At 69.4% G+C, this 15,321-nt stretch carries 16 protein-coding genes and 3 tRNA genes; 4 read left to right on the top strand and 15 right to left on the bottom strand.

Going from position 1 to position 15,321, the window contains the following annotated elements:
• Window positions 1-44 precede the first annotated feature (44 nt).
• The 6 genes from ACFYXF_RS25200 to ACFYXF_RS25175 form a co-directional block, all read right to left on the bottom strand.
• A complete protein-coding gene (locus tag ACFYXF_RS25200) occupies window positions 45-956 on the bottom strand; it encodes a hypothetical protein (RefSeq protein ID WP_389352537.1) in 912 nt (303 codons plus the stop codon).
• A gap of 136 nt (window positions 957-1,092) precedes the next feature.
• Window positions 1,093-1,818 (bottom strand): 50S ribosomal protein L1, encoded by a 726-nt coding sequence (gene rplA, locus ACFYXF_RS25195; RefSeq protein ID WP_369036424.1) that lies wholly within the window; start codon window positions 1,816-1,818, stop codon window positions 1,093-1,095.
• Between the two features lie 89 nt (window positions 1,819-1,907).
• The gene (gene rplK, locus ACFYXF_RS25190) at window positions 1,908-2,342 is read right to left on the bottom strand and encodes a 50S ribosomal protein L11 (protein WP_006383482.1); all 435 of its coding nucleotides are present in this window, start codon (window positions 2,340-2,342) and stop codon (window positions 1,908-1,910) included.
• A gap of 152 nt (window positions 2,343-2,494) precedes the next feature.
• Window positions 2,495-3,343: a transcription termination/antitermination protein NusG gene (gene nusG / locus ACFYXF_RS25185; protein ID WP_389352534.1), complete on the bottom strand. Its 849-nt coding sequence runs from the start codon at window positions 3,341-3,343 to the stop codon at window positions 2,495-2,497.
• Between the two features lie 77 nt (window positions 3,344-3,420).
• On the bottom strand, window positions 3,421-3,708 hold the full coding sequence (gene secE / locus ACFYXF_RS25180; protein WP_327695295.1) for a preprotein translocase subunit SecE: 288 nt from the start codon (window positions 3,706-3,708) through the stop codon (window positions 3,421-3,423).
• A gap of 109 nt (window positions 3,709-3,817) precedes the next feature.
• Window positions 3,818-3,890 (bottom strand) — tRNA-Trp (locus ACFYXF_RS25175).
• Window positions 3,891-4,197: 307 nt separating this feature from the next.
• Between ACFYXF_RS25175 and ACFYXF_RS25170 the strand changes: the two genes are divergently transcribed.
• Together ACFYXF_RS25170 and ACFYXF_RS25165 are read left to right on the top strand one after the other, a co-directional pair.
• Window positions 4,198-5,424, top strand: a complete 1,227-nt coding sequence (locus ACFYXF_RS25170) for a pyridoxal phosphate-dependent aminotransferase (protein WP_389352532.1) — start codon at window positions 4,198-4,200, stop codon at window positions 5,422-5,424.
• Window positions 5,425-5,547: 123 nt separating this feature from the next.
• The gene (locus ACFYXF_RS25165) at window positions 5,548-6,588 is read left to right on the top strand and encodes an adenosine deaminase (RefSeq protein ID WP_389352530.1); all 1,041 of its coding nucleotides are present in this window, start codon (window positions 5,548-5,550) and stop codon (window positions 6,586-6,588) included.
• A gap of 75 nt (window positions 6,589-6,663) precedes the next feature.
• Here the strand turns inward: ACFYXF_RS25165 and ACFYXF_RS25160 are convergent, their stop codons facing one another.
• Complete coding sequence (locus ACFYXF_RS25160) at window positions 6,664-7,293, bottom strand: TetR/AcrR family transcriptional regulator (protein ID WP_389352528.1); 630 nt, start codon at window positions 7,291-7,293, stop codon at window positions 6,664-6,666.
• Window positions 7,294-7,403: 110 nt separating this feature from the next.
• On the opposite strand from ACFYXF_RS25160, the gene ACFYXF_RS25155 reads away from it, so the two are divergent.
• On the top strand, window positions 7,404-8,036 hold the full coding sequence (locus tag ACFYXF_RS25155) for an NAD(P)-dependent oxidoreductase (protein WP_389352526.1): 633 nt from the start codon (window positions 7,404-7,406) through the stop codon (window positions 8,034-8,036).
• 25 nt (window positions 8,037-8,061) lie between these two features.
• On the opposite strand, the gene ACFYXF_RS25150 is transcribed toward ACFYXF_RS25155, so the two are convergent.
• From ACFYXF_RS25150 to ACFYXF_RS25115, 8 genes are all read right to left on the bottom strand, one after another.
• Window positions 8,062-9,117, bottom strand: a complete 1,056-nt coding sequence (locus ACFYXF_RS25150) for a UDP-N-acetylmuramate dehydrogenase (RefSeq protein ID WP_389352524.1) — start codon at window positions 9,115-9,117, stop codon at window positions 8,062-8,064.
• 563 nt (window positions 9,118-9,680) lie between these two features.
• A complete protein-coding gene (locus ACFYXF_RS25145) occupies window positions 9,681-11,144 on the bottom strand; it encodes an MFS transporter (RefSeq protein WP_389352522.1) in 1,464 nt (487 codons plus the stop codon).
• A 113-nt stretch (window positions 11,145-11,257) separates the two neighbouring features.
• Window positions 11,258-11,818 (bottom strand): TetR/AcrR family transcriptional regulator, encoded by a 561-nt coding sequence (locus ACFYXF_RS25140; RefSeq protein ID WP_389352520.1) that lies wholly within the window; start codon window positions 11,816-11,818, stop codon window positions 11,258-11,260.
• A 485-nt stretch (window positions 11,819-12,303) separates the two neighbouring features.
• Window positions 12,304-12,732, bottom strand: a complete 429-nt coding sequence (locus tag ACFYXF_RS25135) for a MaoC family dehydratase (RefSeq protein WP_389352518.1) — start codon at window positions 12,730-12,732, stop codon at window positions 12,304-12,306.
• Window positions 12,732-13,196 carry a MaoC family dehydratase N-terminal domain-containing protein gene (locus ACFYXF_RS25130; protein WP_389352516.1) on the bottom strand — a complete coding sequence of 155 codons (465 nt, stop codon included), beginning with the start codon at window positions 13,194-13,196 and terminating at the stop codon, window positions 12,732-12,734. The genes ACFYXF_RS25135 and ACFYXF_RS25130 overlap by 1 nt, the downstream gene beginning before the upstream one ends.
• Before the next feature lie 118 nt (window positions 13,197-13,314).
• Window positions 13,315-13,479: a 50S ribosomal protein L33 gene (gene rpmG, locus ACFYXF_RS25125; protein WP_003948671.1), complete on the bottom strand. Its 165-nt coding sequence runs from the start codon at window positions 13,477-13,479 to the stop codon at window positions 13,315-13,317.
• A gap of 88 nt (window positions 13,480-13,567) precedes the next feature.
• A tRNA-Met gene (locus ACFYXF_RS25120) sits at window positions 13,568-13,640 on the bottom strand.
• Between the two features lie 46 nt (window positions 13,641-13,686).
• Window positions 13,687-13,759, bottom strand: a tRNA-Thr gene (locus tag ACFYXF_RS25115).
• A gap of 311 nt (window positions 13,760-14,070) precedes the next feature.
• Here ACFYXF_RS25115 and ACFYXF_RS25110 point away from each other — a divergent pair.
• Window positions 14,071-15,312, top strand: a complete 1,242-nt coding sequence (locus ACFYXF_RS25110) for an amidohydrolase family protein (protein ID WP_389352514.1) — start codon at window positions 14,071-14,073, stop codon at window positions 15,310-15,312.
• The last annotated feature ends 9 nt before the right edge of the window (window positions 15,313-15,321 follow it).

Below are 15,321 nucleotides of genomic sequence, written 5' to 3'. Positions count from 1 at the left end.
GAACTTTGTGAACACACGGTCGATTCACAGAAACGACCGTGAGCCTAACCCGGAGAGGCGGATGAGGCTCCTGAATTCCCCAACAGCTCCTTGAAGTCCGCGGTGTCCCCGCCCGCCGGAGCCGCCACCTCCGCCTTCACGCCGTACGCGCTGTAGTACGCCGTCGACGACATCCGCCCGCTCGACAGCTCACCCTGCTCGACCTTCTTGACCAGCAGATTCCGCTCGTTGACCCAGATGTCGACCGTCTCGGTGGCGACGCCGGCCTGGACGAGCTGCTCCTTGAGGGCCGAGTCGGCGAGTGCGGCCACGTCCACCGTGCCCGAGTAGCGCGTCGTACGTTCACCGCGCACTGTTTCCGTCCCGGCCCTGCGGGCGTCACCGGAGGCCAGCAGGAGCTTCACCGGCTGCACGGGGGCGGTCTGGCGCAGCTGGTCCTTCAGATACGTCCCGGAGCCGCCGGGCAGGTCCGCCAGGTCGTCGTAGCCGTACCGGATCCAGTGCTTGCCCCGCATCTGGGCGGCGAACTTGTCGCCGACCTTGGCGTAGTAGGCGTCTGGCAGCAGCCTGGCCTCCATGGAGGAGCTGTTGAGCGCCCGCATGGAATCGGCCAGCTCACCGCCGGTGTAGGTGATGCTGAGCTTGCCGACCGACTCGCCGGCCCAGCCGAGGACACCGGCCGTCCGCATGGAGAGCAGGTCGCCCATGACGGAGGACGAGCTGACCCGGGCGGAACCGGCCAGGTCGGTGGCCTTCTCGACGGCGTGCAGCGCGGCGGCCGTACGGGGGTCCGGGCCGGCCGTTCCCCGGGTCTGCTCGGCGTCCCCCTCGTCGGGGTCACCGGAGAAACTGCACGCGGACATCGCCACGCCCGCCACGACCAGCGCGGCGGTCACCGCGCCCGCCCTGACCGTCCGCCGTACGCCTCGTATCCCCCGTACACCGCTGTGCCTCATCCGTACCCCTACCCCCTAGTACACCCCGTGATCTTCACGCTAACCCGTCCCTACGACAACGGGCCCCGCACCTCGAAAGGTTGCGGGGCCCGTCGTACAGAACGCGTACGCGCGGCTACCGGGGTGAGCGGAGGGCTCAGACGGCGGCCGGGTCCTCCTCGACGAGGAGGTTGCGGGTGCGGTTGGGGTCGAGCGGAACGCCGGGGCCGATCGTGGTGCTGATCGCGGCCTTCTTGATGTAGCGCCCCTTGGCGGCGGACGGCTTCAGACGGAGGATCTCCTCCAGCGCCGCGCCGTAGTTCTCCACCAGCTTGGTGTCGTCGAACGACGTCTTGCCGATGATGAAGTGCAGGTTCGAGTGCTTGTCGACACGGAACTCGATCTTGCCGCCCTTGATCTCGGTCACGGCCTTGGCCACGTCCGGGGTCACGGTGCCCGTCTTCGGGTTCGGCATCAGACCACGCGGGCCGAGGACACGGCCCAGGCGGCCGACCTTGCCCATGAGGTCCGGGGTGGCGACGACGGCGTCGAAGTCCAGCCGGCCCTTCGCCACCTCGTCGATGAGTTCGTCGGAGCCGACGATGTCGGCGCCCGCGGCGGTCGCGGCCTCGGCACGGTCACCGGTCGCGAAGACCAGGACCCGGGCGGTCTTACCGGTGCCGTGCGGGAGGTTCACGGTGCCACGGACCATCTGGTCGGCCTTGCGCGGGTCTACACCCAGGCGGAAGGCGACCTCGACGGTGCCGTCGAACTTGCTCGTGGAGGTCTCCTTGGCGAGACGCACGGCTTCGAGCGGGGCGTAGAGCTTGTCCCGGTCGACCTTGGCGTCCGCAGCGCGGAGAGACTTGCTGCGCTTGCTCACTACTGCTCCTGATGTTGTTCTGAGGAGTCGTGGGGTAACGGGCCGAGCAGGCCCTGCCACGTACTACTGAAGACTTACGGGGTTGGGGCTCAGCCCTCGACCGTGATGCCCATGGAACGGGCGGTGCCGGCGATGATCTTCGACGCGGCGTCCAGGTCGTTGGCGTTCAGGTCGGGAAGCTTGGTCGTGGCGATCTCACGGACCTGCGCCTGGGTGATCTTGGCGACCTTGGTCTTGTGCGGCTCGCCGGAGCCCTTCTCGACACCCGCGGCCTTGAGGATCATCTTCGCGGCCGGCGGCGTCTTGGTGATGAAGGTGAAGGAGCGGTCCTCGTAGACCGTGATCTCCACCGGGATCACCCAGCCACGCTGCGACTCGGTCGCGGCGTTGTACGCCTTGCAGAACTCCATGATGTTGACGCCGTGCTGACCGAGCGCGGGGCCGACCGGCGGGGCGGGGTTCGCCGCACCGGCGTTGATCTGGAGCTTGATAAGCCCCGTGACCTTCTTCTTCTTGGGAGGCATTCCGGGTCCTCTATCTTCGTTGGTCTTCGCTGTGCCCGACAGAAGCCAGGCAACCGCACCACGATAAAGGACACCGTGGCGAGGCGTGAAACCGAGCAGGTCAGGCCAGCTCCGGGAGAGCCGACCTGACCTGGACGGAAGCTGGTGACGTGCTAGTTCTTCTGGATCTGGTCGAACGACAGCTCGACCGGGGTCTCGCGGCCGAAGATCTCGACGAGGCCCTTGACCTTCTTCGAGTCGGCGTTGATCTCGTTGATCGTCGCCTGCAGCGTCGCGAACGGGCCGTCGGTGACGGTGACCGAGTCGCCGACCTCGAAGTCCAGCACCTGCACTTCGAGCTTGCGGGCCGGAGCCGGCCTGCCCTCGGCCTCGGCGGCCTCACGAGCGGCCTTCTCCTCGGCCTCCGGCGCGAGCATCTTGACGATCTCGTCCAGGGTCAGCGGGTACGGGTCGTACGCGTTGCCCACGAAGCCGGTGACACCGGGGGTGTTGCGGACGACGCCCCAGGACTCGTTCGTCAGGTCCATGCGGACGAGAACGTAGCCGGGAAGCTTGTTCTGGCGGACCGTCTTGCGCTCGCCGTTCTTGATCTGGGCGACCTCTTCCTGCGGCACCTCGGCCTGGAAGATGAAGTCCTCGACGTTGAGCGAGACGGCACGCTGTTCGAGGTTGGTCTTCACACGGTTCTCGTAACCGGCGTACGTGTGGATGACGTACCACTCGCCGGGGAGCGTGCGCAGTTCCTCGCGGAGGGCCTCGACGGGGTCGACGGGCTCGGCCTCTTCTTCGGCTTCCTCAGCCTCAGCCTCGGCCTCAGTGTCCTCGGCGTCGCCGTCCTCATCGTCCTCGATGTGGATGGCGTCTTCCTCGGCGGGCTCCCCCACGGCGGCGTCGGCAGCGTCGACCTCGTCCTCGACCTCATCGGCGCCCTCGACGATGTCCAGCTCGTCATCCACGGACTCGTCCGGCACGATGGCGTCGTTCAGGTTCGGGTCAGACACGGTGGCTGCTTCTTCCTGGATACATGTGGGTGGAACATGCGAAAGGGGCGCCGCACCCGGCGCCCTTCGCTCTTGGCTCAGCCGAAGACGTACTTGGCGGCTTTGTCGAGGCCAAAGTCAATCACAGTCACCAGGCCGATCATGACGATCACGAAGACGATCACCACGGTCGTGTACGTCGTCAGCTGGTTGCGCGTCGGCCAGACGACCTTGCGGAGTTCCGCGACGATCTGGCGGTAGAAGACCGCGAGTCGCTTCAGCGGACCCTTCTTGGCACGCTTGCCGCCCTTGCGAGTCTTCTTGTCCGACTCGGGCGCCTCGTCCTGGGCATCAGGCATGTCGATGGAGCCCACGGCGTCCGCCATTCATCCTCACCTGTTCCCGGGTCGTGGCCGTGCCGCGCCCGGTCTGAGCCGCACGGCGATGCAATGCAGTACGTACATGCGCACACAGCCTGGTGACAGGCGTGTGTAGCAGGGCCGGAGGGACTTGAACCCCCAACCGCTGGTTTTGGAGACCAGTGCTCTACCAATTGAGCTACGACCCTTTGTGGTTACTCCAACGTACCGTACTCGCCCGGAAGCTCGGTGTGCACCGGATGAGCGCGGGCCGGTGAAGGCCAACGAGGTGAGAGTGTACGTGCTCCAGCGGCGATCGTCGAACAGAAAGCGCCCGCTGGGGCGTTGCCGACGGAAGATCACCCAGCCCAGCCCCCGGATCCGGACGCTTGTTCAGCCTTCCGCCCTGCCCGGCACGTGTTCTTCTCCTCCTGGGTGATCCACTCCGGTATCCGGTCTGACCAATACGTGAAACCCGTGTGCCGTGGAGGTTTCCGGTCTGAAACGATGGGCACCATGAGCGCTGCAACCCCTCCCACCGAGCGCCGGGTCTCCGCCCGAGTCGGCGCGATCTCCGAGTCCGCCACCCTCGCCGTGGACGCCAAGGCCAAGGCCCTGAAGGCCGCCGGGCGCCCGGTGATCGGCTTCGGCGCCGGTGAACCGGACTTCCCGACCCCGGACTACATCGTCCAGGCCGCCGTAGAGGCCTGCTCGAACCCGAAGTACCACCGCTACACGCCGGCCGGTGGTCTCCCCGAGCTGAAGGCCGCGATCGTCGCCAAGACGCTCCGCGACTCGAACTACGAGGTGGACGCCTCCCAGGTCCTGATCACCAACGGCGGCAAGCAGGCCATCTACAACGCCTTCGCCGCGATCCTCGACCCGGGCGACGAGGTCATCGTCCCGGCCCCGTACTGGACGACCTACCCGGAGTCGATCCGGCTGGCCGGCGGTGTCCCGGTCGAGGTCGTCGCGGACGAGACGACCGGCTACCGCGTGAGCGTGGAGCAGCTGGAGGCGGCCCGCACCGAGCGGACGAAGGTCGTCCTGTTCGTCTCCCCCTCCAACCCGACCGGCGCGGTCTACAGCGCCGAGGACACCGAGGCGATCGGCCGCTGGGCCGTGGAGCACGGCCTGTGGGTGCTGACGGACGAGATCTACGAGCACCTCGTCTACGGCGACGCGAAGTTCACCTCGCTGCCCGCGATCCTCCCCGAGCTGCGCGACAAGTGCATCGTCGTCAACGGCGTCGCCAAGACGTACGCCATGACGGGCTGGCGGGTCGGCTGGATCATCGGCCCGAAGGACGTCGTCAAGGCCGCGACCAACCTCCAGTCGCACGCCACCTCGAACGTCTCCAACGTGGCCCAGATCGCCGCCCTCGCCGCCGTCTCCGGGAACCTGGACGCCGTCGCGGAGATGCGGGTGGCCTTCGACCGCCGCCGCCACACCATCGTGCGCATGCTCAACGAGATCGACGGCGTGGTCTGCCCGGAGCCCGAGGGCGCCTTCTACGTCTACCCGTCGGTGAAGGCCCTCCTGGGCAAGGAGATCCGCGGCAAGCGCCCGCAGGACTCGGTCGAGCTGGCGGCGCTGATCCTGGACGAGGTCGAGGTGGCCGTCGTACCGGGTGAGGCGTTCGGCACACCGGGCTATCTGCGTCTGTCGTACGCCCTGGGCGACGAGGACCTCGTCGAGGGCATCAGCCGCGTACAGAAGCTGCTGGCCGAGGCGACGGACTGAACCTCGTGAGGTGAGTGGGCCGCTTCCTCAGGGAAGCGGCCTTCTTTCGTCTCTCAGTGCGAGCAAGACCACGTTCAGGGAAAGCGGTACCGATACGAGCCGGACGTACGGCAGGATCCTGGAATGGAGCACGTACGTGATGTCTCTGCACTGCCGAAAGCCCATCTGCACCTGCACTTCACCGGGTCGATGCGGTCCGCGACCCTGCTGGAACTGGCCGACAAGTACGGTGTGCGGTTGCCCGAGGCGCTGACCGACGCCCTCACCAGCGGCGAACCGCCGAAACTCCGGGCGACCGACGAGCGGGGCTGGTTCCGTTTCCAGCGGCTGTACGACGCGGCCCGGTCCTGTCTGCGTGAGCCCGAGGACATCCAGCGGCTGGTCCGCGAGGCCGCCGAGGAGGACGCGAAGGACGGCTCGGGCTGGCTGGAGATCCAGGTCGACCCGACCTCGTACGCCCCTCGCCTGGGCGGTCTCATCCCGGCGCTGGAGATCATCCTGGACGCGGTGGAGACCGCGGGCCGGGAGACCGGGATCGGGATGCGGGTCCTGGTGGCCGCGAACCGCATGAAGCACCCCCTGGACGCGCGCACGCTGGCCCGGCTGGCCGTGCGGTACGCGGACCGGGGTGTCGTGGGCTTCGGACTCTCGAACGACGAACGGCGGGGCATGGCCCGGGACTTCGACCGGGCGTTCGCCATCGCGCGCGAGGGGGGCCTGCTGTCGGCCCCGCACGGCGGCGAGCTGACGGGCCCGGCGTCGGTCCGCGACTGCCTGGACGACCTGCACGCCTCCCGGATCGGCCACGGTGTGCGGGCGGCGGAGGACCCGCGCCTGCTGAAGCGTCTCGCGGACCGCCAGATCACCTGCGAGGTCTGCCCGGCCTCGAACGTCGCCCTGGGCGTGTACGAGAAGCCCGAGGACGTGCCGCTGCGCAAGCTCTTCGAGGCGGGTGTCCCGCTGGCGCTGGGCGCCGACGACCCGCTCCTCTTCGGCTCCCGCCTGGCGGCCCAGTACGAGATCGCCCGCCAGTACCACGCCTTCACCGACGCGGAACTGGCCGAACTGGCCCGGCAGTCGGTACGGGGTTCGGCGGCGCCGGAGGGCGTGAAGGCCAAGCTGATGTCCGGGATCGACGACTGGCTCAGCGGCCCGGCTGCCTGAAGGGGGCGTACGGCGGATACGGCTTGAAGCAGATCGCGGCCTCGGGCGCGGCTTCTCATGCGGTGAGGTTGGCGCTCACGAGGCGGGGTCCGCGCCGGAGATTCCGCCCAGTACGGTCCGCGCCAGTCGGGGAGCGAAGTCGTCCACCGGGGGGCGGGCGCCGGTCGGTGTCATGTCGTACGCGAATGCTCTCTGCGCGCAGGCGCCGAGGAGCAGGGAGGCCGCGGCGAACGTGTCGGCCTCCTTTCGTACCCGTCCCGTTCCTTGCTCCGCCCGCAGGTACGCGTCCAGCTGCTCGATCGGCCTGTGCGGTCCCGCCCCCATCTTCCGCATCGCCTCGTCGTGGCGCCGCTTCAGCTGTGTCTCCGCGTACAGCGACGCGGCGATCGGGAAGCTCTGCTCGTAGAACAGTGCGGCCTGCCGGGCGATCTCGGTCAGGTTCCCCTCCAGGGTTCCCTGTCCCGGCTCGGCCGCCAGGCTTCGCAGCAGCGGGGCCAGCCGGGGCAGCCGTTCGGTGAGGACTCTGATGAACAGCTCCTCCTTGCTCGCGAAGTACTTGTAGAGCGCGGCCTCCGAGCAGCCGGCCGCCTTGGCGATCTCCTTGGTCGTGGCGCGTGCCAGTCCGACGGTGAGCATCAGCTCGTGGGCGGCGTCGAGGATGCGGATCCTGGCGGGGGCCGGTTTCGGCTGTGGATTCGGCTGCACGGGGCTCCGATCGGGATATCGGGCTTGACGAGTGGGTGAGTGCTTACCCACTCTAGAAGAGGTAGGGGTGAGTGAATACTCACCCACCACTTTCGAGCACGGGAGTGTCCATGAAACTCACCGTTTTCGGTGCCACGGGTGGCATAGGACGGGAGATCGTCCGGCAGGGTCTGGAGGCGGGGCACGCGGTCACGGCCGTGGTGCGGGATCCTGCCCGGCTCGATGTGAGCGGGGAACGGCTGGAGGTGTTCCGGGCCGATCTGAGCGATCCGGATGCCGTGCGGGCCGCGGTGGCCGGGCGGGACGCCGTTCTGTCGGGGCTGGGTGCGCGCAGTCGAAAGGACGCCGGGGTGGCGGCTCGGCTGACCCGTACGGTGATCGACGCCATGGAGGCGGAGGGGGCGCGGCGGTTGCTGGTGGTGAGCGCCGGACCGGTCGGGCCTGCGCCGGAAGGTGACACCGCTCTTGACCGGGCCGTGCGGGGGATCGTCTCCGCGCTCCTCAAGGACGTCTACGCCGACCTGCGGGAGATGGAGGCCGAGTTGGCCCGCAGCGCCACGGACTGGACCGTCGTACGGCCGCCGCGACTGCAGAACAAGCCGTCCACCGGGGCGTACCGGGTGGTGGTCGGGGGCTTCCCGCTCAAGGGGCGGTTCATAGCGCGGGCCGATGTGGCGCACGCGATGCTGGCGATGGCGGGTGATCCTGGGGTGGTGAAGCAGGGGGTGGGCCTGGCCTACTGACCACGGCGTGGGCCAGGCCTGTCGGCTACAGGGCTACGCCGACCGTCACGGGCTCGTTGACCAGGGTGATCCCGAAGGCGTTGCGGACACCGACCACGACCTCGCGGGCCAGGGTGAGGAGGTCCTCCGTGGTTGCCTCTCCCCTGTTGGTGAGCGCGAGCGTGTGCTTCGTGGAGATGCGGGCGGGGCCGGTGCCGTAGCCCTTGGTGAAGCCCGCCTTGTCGATGAGCCAGGCGGCGGAGGTCTTGGTGTGGCCCTCCCCCGCCGGGTAGGCGGGCGGCTCCACGTCCGAGCCGAGTCGCTGCTTCACGCGCGCGTGGAAGGCGGTGAACTGTTCGTCGCTGAGGATCGGGTTGGTGAAGAACGATCCGGCGGACCAGGTGTCGTGGTCCTCGGGGTCCAGGACCATGCCCTTGCCGGAGCGCAGCTTCAGTACGGTCTCTCGGGCCCTGGCGAGGGGAACGCGGTCGCCCGGTTCGACTCCGAGGGCTCGGGCCGTCTCGGCGTACCTGATGGGGGCGGAGAGGCCTTCGGCGTCCTCCAGCCGGAAGCGGACGCGGAGGACGACGTATCGCTCGGGGTCGGACTTGAAGCGGCTGTGGCGGTAGGAGAAAGCACAGTCCGCGTTCGGGATGGTGACCGATTCGCGGGTCGTGCGGTCGTAGGCGACGACCTCGGTGATCGTCGACGAGACCTCCTGGCCGTAGGCGCCGACGTTCTGGATGGGCGTCGCGCCTGCGGAGCCGGGGATGCCGGCGAGGCACTCGACGCCGGCGAGTCCGGCTTCCACGGTGCGGGCGACGGCGTCGGTCCAGACCTCGCCGGCGGCCAGCTCCAGGTGGGTGCCGTCGAGGGTGACGCCCTTGGTGGCGATTTCGAGGGCGGTGCCCGCGAAGCCCTTGTCTCCGATGACCAGGTTGGAGCCGCCGCCGATGACCAGGAGGGGCGTGCCGGTGTCGTCGGCCTCGCGGACCGCTTCGATCACCTCCGCGTCGGTCGTGGCGGTGACCAGCCGGGTCGCGGGGCCGCCCAGGCGGAAGGTCGTCAGGGGGGCGAGGGGGGCGTCGTGTCGTTCCTGCACGCGGTCAAGAGTACGGGGCGGGGTGCCTGCGGCGGCCTGTGCGGGTGTGGTGGGGGCGGATGCAGCGCGTTCGGTCTGGTGGGTGGGTCGGGGCCGCGCCGGGGGGTGTCCGTCCTCGGTCGGGCGGTGCTGTGTGATGTGGATGTGCACGGCGTTGGACGCCCGCCGCTGCGGGCGGACACCCCCCGACACGGCCCCTTGCCGCCGTACGCGGCTGACAACGCCCCCGCTCGTGCCGGGTTGCTCGTCATCGGCGGCCGCGCCAACGCCCTGCTTCTAGGGGCGCGGGGAACTGCGCGACCAGCCACAACGCACCCGCACACGCACGACGACCTCACGCGACACGGCCCCTGCTCGCCGTACGCGGCTGACGCCCACGCCCACGCCGAGTTCTCGCCGTCGGCGGCCGCGCCAACGCCCTGCTTCTAGGGGCGCGGGGAACTGCGCGACCAGCCACAACGCACCCGCACACGCACGACGACCTCACGCGGCACCCCAAATGGCGTCCGCACACACGCGAACGGCCCCGCCCCCTCGGACGGAGCCGTCGTCGTACGCCGAGGTCAGCCCGCGACGGTCTCCAGAACCGGCGTCGGCTCGGCCGAGGCCGGCTCCGAGGGACGCTTCCGTGAGGGGATCAGCAGGGCCGCGAATCCCGCGACGGCGACCATCGCCGCGCCCGTGACCAGCGCGGGCCGCAGGCCCTCGACGAAGGTCTGGCCGGTCTCGTAGCCGCCCTGGGCCGCGAAGATCGACGCCATGACGGCGATGCCGAGGGCGCCGCCGACCTCGCGCAGGGCGTTGTTGGCGCCGGAGGCGATGCCCTGTTCGCTCGGCCGGACGCTGGACATCACCAGGTTGGCGGCCGGGGCGAAGTACAGGGCCATGCCGATGCCGCTGATGATCAGGCCGGGCAGTTGGATGGCGTAGGAGGCGTCCGCGGTGACCACGGAGGCCAGGTAGCCGAGGCCTGCGGCCTGGAGGAAGAGGCCGGTGGCGACGACCGGCCGGCCGCCGATCCGGTCGGAGAGGATGCCGGCGATCGGCGCGACGAGCATCGGCATGCCGGTCCAGGGCAGCATCCGCAGGCCCGCCTCGGTGGGCGAGTAGCCGAGCACGCCCTGCATGTACTGGCTGAGCAGGAAGATCGACCCGAACATCCCGAGGAACATCAGCAGGGAGGCCGCGTTGATCCCGGCGAAGGCGCGGGAGCGGAAGAGCCGCATGGGCAGCATCGGGTTCTTCGCCCGGATGCCGTGGACGACGAAGGCGACGAGGAGCGCGCCGCCCGCGATCAGCCCGGTCAGGACGTAGGAGCTGGTCCAGCCGTCGGCCGGTCCGCGCACGAGCCCGTAGACGATGCCGAAGAGGCCGCTGCTGGCCAGCAGGGTGCCGATGACGTCGAGCGGGGCGCCGGTGCCGTGCGACTCGGCGAGGCGCAGCCGGGCGAGCGGCAGCAGGGCGAGGCCGAGCGGAACGTTCAGCCAGAAGATCCAGTGCCAGGAGATGTGCTCGGTGAGGCTGCCGCCGATGAGCGGCCCGGAGGCCACGGCCAGCCCGTTCACGGCACCCCAGATGCCGTACGCCATCCCGCGTTTGGCGACCGGGACGGCGGCCGTGAGCAGGGTCAGCGTCAACGGCATCATGATCGCCGCGCCGATGCCCTGGACCGCGCGGGCCGCGATCAGAGAGTCGATGCCGGGTGCCATGGCCGCGGCGGCGGAGGCACCGGTGAAGACGGTGAGCCCGGCGAGGAAGAGCCGGCGCCGGCCGAAGCGGTCGCCGAGGGCCGCGCCGAACATCAGCAGCACGGCGAAGGTGAGCGTGTAGGCGCTCACGGTCCATTCCAGGTCGTCCAGCGCTCCCCCGAGATCCTTGCGGATGGAGGGCAGTGCGGTGGTGACGACGAGGTTGTCGAGGGACGCCATGAATCCGGCGACGCTGGTGATGACGAGGGCCCAGACGGCTCCGCCGCGCGGTGCGTCGGCCCGGCCCTGCTCGCGCTGTTTGCTCTCCTGCTGTGACATCGCTCCCCCTGGGGATGCTCGCTGTCGGCGGTTTCGGTGAGGTGATGCAGGTTTAGTTATTGATCACTAACTTCTACGGGCAGACCAGGACCATGAGCACTGGCCCATGACCCTCAGACCTCGGTCCGCCCCTTGGTCTGCGCCGAGGGGTACATCCCCTGCCAGACCCGATGCCCAGGCGGAAACCCCATGGCCGCAAGGGTGTTGATCAGCATGCCGTACGCCAGGAAGGTCGTCGTCTCGTCCCCGATGGGCACCTGCACGGTGTCCCAGAGCTTCATCCAGCCGGCCCGCACGGCCTCGCCGAACTCATGGTCACCCTCGGCCTCGGCGGCGGCGACGGCGACGTACGTCTGCATCTGCATCTGCAGCCGCTCGGGGTGCTCGGTGATCAGCCGCGTGTACGCGTTCGCCATGGCATACAGGGCTTCATCGCCCTCCAGCCCCTTGGCCGCCTCCTCGAAGACCCGGCACACATCGCCCATGCACCGCTGGGAGGCGGCGGCGAAGATCGCCTTCTTGTCCGGGAAGAGCCGGAAGAGATACGGCTGCGAGACGCCCACCCGCTTGGCGATCACCTCGGTGGAAGTGCCGTAGAAGCCCTTCTGCGCGAACTCGGCGATCGCCGCGCGAATGACGCTCTCGCGTCGCTCCTCTGCACTCATCCTGACCATGTTCGTAAGTTAGTACTCAATCACTAACTACGTCAAGAGGTCGGGGTCGCATCCTCTCCGCCCCCGGAACGAAGGCCCGGCGAGGAGCGGCGCCGGTGGGGGTGGCGGTGTCCGTCACGTTGATCGGGCCGGCGCTGTCTGTGGGATGGAGGCTGCCGAGAACGCCGTGCGATCGGCCGGGCAGAAGGAACCCCAAGTCGCCGAGGTCACGGGAGTGGCAGCCGGAGTTGTCGGACGGATCGGGGGCTCAGCGGCCGCCGATCTCTCCAGGCTGCGGCGCCGGCGGTGACGGGTCCGGTCGCACCTCGCCCTGGCCGCCGTACTGGTCGACTGGTCGCCGGAGTCGGTGAAGGGCCACAGCTCACCGCCCTGTTCGCGATACACCACCGGGAGGCGTCGGAGCCCTCTTAAAGAGGAGGGCGGGTAAGGGGCGCCTGCCATGGCGAACGCCCCTTACCAGAAAGAAATCCCCCGAACTGCCGTGCTCAGCCCAGCTGGACAACGGCCCGGGACATGCCCAGCACCTTCTGTCCCGCGCACATGGCGAGGAGGTCGACGCGGACCTTGTTGTCGTCGAGCTTGGCGCCGACCTTGCCGCTGACCTCGATCGTGGCGCCCTTGTCGTCGTTGGGGACGACGACCGGCTTGGTGAAGCGGACGCCGTACTCGACGACCGCGCCCGGGTCGCCGACCCAGTCGGTGACGACGCGGATCGCCTCGGCCATGGTGAACATGCCGTGCGCGATGACGTCGGGCAGACCGACCTCGACCGCGAACCTCTCGTTCCAGTGGATGGGGTTGAAGTCCCCGGAGGCGCCCGCGTACTGGACGAGGGTGGCGCGGGTCACCGGGAAGGTCTGCGCGGGCAGCTCGGTGCCGACCTCGACCTCGTCGTAAGCGATCTGCGTCGCCATCAGGCCTCGCCCTCCTCGGGGTCCGCCGCGCGCGCGACGAGCTTGGTCCAGGCGGTCACGACGTGTTCGCCCGCCTCGTCGTGGACCTCGCCGCGGATGTCGATGATCTCGTTGCCCGCCATGGACTTGATGGTCTCGATGGTCGAGGTGACAGTGAGCCGGTCGCCCGCTCGGACGGGGCGGACGTAGGCGAACTTCTGGTCGCCGTGCACCACCCGGCTGTAGTCCAGGCCGAGCCGCGGGTCCGCCACGACGTCGCCCGCCGCCTTGAAGGTGATGGCGAACACAAAAGTCGGCGGGGCGATCACATCGGGATGGCCGAAGGCCTTGGCGGCCTCGGGATCCGTGTACACGGGGTTGGTGTCACCCACCGCGACCGCGAACTCGCGGATCTTCTCCCGGCCGACCTCATAGGGCTCGGTGGGCGGATAGGACCGCCCCACGAAGGACTGGTCGAGCGCCATGGACTCGGCACCTCCTGAGTGATGTCCTGAGCGATGTTCTGAGTGACGTTCTGAGTGATACAACGACGCGAGGCCGCCCCCCAACCAACAGGGGACGGCCTCGACGTACGAGCCTGATTTATCGCGTTTCGCGATGCGCGGTGTGCGCATTGCAACGCGGGCAGTGCTTCTTCATCTCCAGTCGATCCGGGTTGTTACGCCGGTTCTTCTTGGTGATGTAGTTCCGCTCCTTGCACTCCACGCAGGCCAGCGTGATCTTCGGGCGGACGTCGGTGGCAGCCACAGGAGTGCTCCTTGACGAACGGATGGGACGATGAACGCATAAAAGAGTAGCCGATCGAAGGACCGACCCCGCAATCGGCTACTGTCAGTAGCGGTGACCGGACTTGAACCGGTGACACAGCGATTATGAGCCGCTTGCTCTACCGACTGAGCTACACCGCTGTGATGCGATCGGTCCCCGCCTCGCGACGGGGGCCTCTCACACCAGAGCCCCAATACGGAATCGAACCGTAGACCTTCTCCTTACCATGGAGACGCTCTACCGACTGAGCTATTGGGGCGAGCGATGAAGACATTACACGCTCGGCTGCCGTTCACCCAAATCCGTTTCGCGGCCCCCGTCCCGCCCTGTTCCGGCCCCCGTTCAGCACTCCGCCCGGACGCCGAAATCCCCTCCCCCAGCAGCCCCTGAGCCCCCTCCCGCAACCGCTCGCACACCCCCTTGCCAGTGATGTTTCCCATCCGGCGGACCACACCGGTACGACTATTCCGCTCCTCCGCAACACGGACGGATGCCCGCCCTAGGCTCGACTCACTCTGCGTGATCTTGTGTCCCCGCTTGCGCGCAGCCGCCCCCGAGCCCAGGAGCGCGATGCCCGACAGCCAGCCGCAGCCGCCCCACTCCTCGTCGCCCGCTTCCTCGGGGGACCCGGCGGCGCTCCTCCTCTGCGGCGCGCGTCTCACCGACGGCCGGACCGTGGACGTACGGCTGGGCGGCGGTCGTATCGAGGCGGTCGGCACGGTCGGCAGCCTCAGCGCGTACGCCACCCGCGTGGACCTCGGCGGCTACCTCCTCCTGCCGGCCCCCGCCGAGCCGCACGCCCACGGCGACACGGCCCTGTCCGCCGACGCCGACGGCCCGGTCTCGTACGACCCGCAGGACGTCCAGCGCCGGGCCACCGAGGCCGCGCTGCTCCAACTCGGCCACGGGGCCACAGCGTCGCGCTCACACGTGCGGATCGGCGACGTACCGGGCCTCGGAGCGCTGGCCGCCGTACTGCAGGCGCGGCGGGCGCTGCGCGGCCTCGCCGAGCTGTCGGCGGTGGCCATGCCACGGGTCCTGACCGGCGCCGCCGGGGCGGACGGGCTGGCGATGCTGCGGGACGCGGTGAAGATGGGCGCGTCGGTGGTGGGCGGCTGCCCGGACCGCGACCCCGATCCGACGGGCTATGTCGAGGCGGTCCTGGAGGTCGCCTCCGAGCACGGCTGCCCGGTCGATCTACACACGGACGGTGACGACCCGGCGAGGCTGGCCCGTCTCGCGGCGATGGCGGGCGGCCTGCGTCCCGGTGTGACGATCGGACCCTGCGGCGGCCTCGGCCGGCTGCCCGCCGAGGTGGCCTCCCGGGCCGCGGACCAGCTCGCGGCGGCGGGCGTGACGGTGGCGTGCCTCCCGCAGGGCGGCTGCGGGGGCGCGGAACGCCGTGCGACGGCTCCGGTACGGCTGCTACGGGCGGCCGGGGTCCGGGTGGCGGCGGGCAGCGGCGCGCTGCGGGACGTGGCGAACCCGGTGGGCCGCGGGGACCCCCTGGAAGCGGCGTATCTGCTCGCCTCCCGTCACGGTCTGCGCCCGGAGGAGGCGTACGACGCCGTGAGCACGTCGGCGCGGGCGGTGCTCGGCCTGCCGGAGGTCCGCGTGGAGGCGGGCTTCCCGGCGGAACTGCTGGCGGTCCGCGGCGACCGCCTGGCCGGCGCGCTGTCCCTGGCCTACAGCCGAATCGTGGTGCACAGGGGGCGCGTTGTGGCACGCACGAGCGCGGTACGGGAGTACTGCAACACCCCGGCAGCAGCGGCCCTTGACCTGCCGAGGCAGGGGCGCACGGAGCTGTCGTGAGATGAGTGC

This window comes from Streptomyces sp. NPDC002680 (genome assembly GCF_042889145.1).
In the GTDB taxonomy this organism is placed as follows: Bacteria; Actinomycetota; Actinomycetes; order Streptomycetales; family Streptomycetaceae; genus Streptomyces; species Streptomyces adonidis.
The sequence above is the reverse complement of the archived record's forward strand: the minus strand, read 5'-3'. Positions and strand labels throughout refer to the sequence as shown.

What these genes read in the sequence shown, in the direction of transcription:
- rplK (WP_006383482.1), bottom strand. Translation starts at nt 2,342, where the DNA reads ATGCCTCCCAAGAAGAAGAAGGTCACGGGGCTTATCAAGCTCCAGATC.
- ACFYXF_RS25110 (WP_389352514.1), top strand. Translation starts at nt 14,071, where the DNA reads ATGCCCGACAGCCAGCCGCAGCCGCCCCACTCCTCGTCGCCCGCTTCC.
- ACFYXF_RS25170 (WP_389352532.1), top strand. Translation starts at nt 4,198, where the DNA reads ATGAGCGCTGCAACCCCTCCCACCGAGCGCCGGGTCTCCGCCCGAGTC.
- ACFYXF_RS25140 (WP_389352520.1), bottom strand. Translation starts at nt 11,818, where the DNA reads ATGGTCAGGATGAGTGCAGAGGAGCGACGCGAGAGCGTCATTCGCGCG.
- ACFYXF_RS25135 (WP_389352518.1), bottom strand. Translation starts at nt 12,732, where the DNA reads ATGGCGACGCAGATCGCTTACGACGAGGTCGAGGTCGGCACCGAGCTG.
- ACFYXF_RS25130 (WP_389352516.1), bottom strand. Translation starts at nt 13,196, where the DNA reads ATGGCGCTCGACCAGTCCTTCGTGGGGCGGTCCTATCCGCCCACCGAG.
- ACFYXF_RS25165 (WP_389352530.1), top strand. Translation starts at nt 5,548, where the DNA reads ATGGAGCACGTACGTGATGTCTCTGCACTGCCGAAAGCCCATCTGCAC.
- ACFYXF_RS25200 (WP_389352537.1), bottom strand. Translation starts at nt 956, where the DNA reads ATGAGGCACAGCGGTGTACGGGGGATACGAGGCGTACGGCGGACGGTC.
- secE (WP_327695295.1), bottom strand. Translation starts at nt 3,708, where the DNA reads ATGGCGGACGCCGTGGGCTCCATCGACATGCCTGATGCCCAGGACGAG.
- ACFYXF_RS25155 (WP_389352526.1), top strand. Translation starts at nt 7,404, where the DNA reads ATGAAACTCACCGTTTTCGGTGCCACGGGTGGCATAGGACGGGAGATC.
- ACFYXF_RS25145 (WP_389352522.1), bottom strand. Translation starts at nt 11,144, where the DNA reads ATGTCACAGCAGGAGAGCAAACAGCGCGAGCAGGGCCGGGCCGACGCA.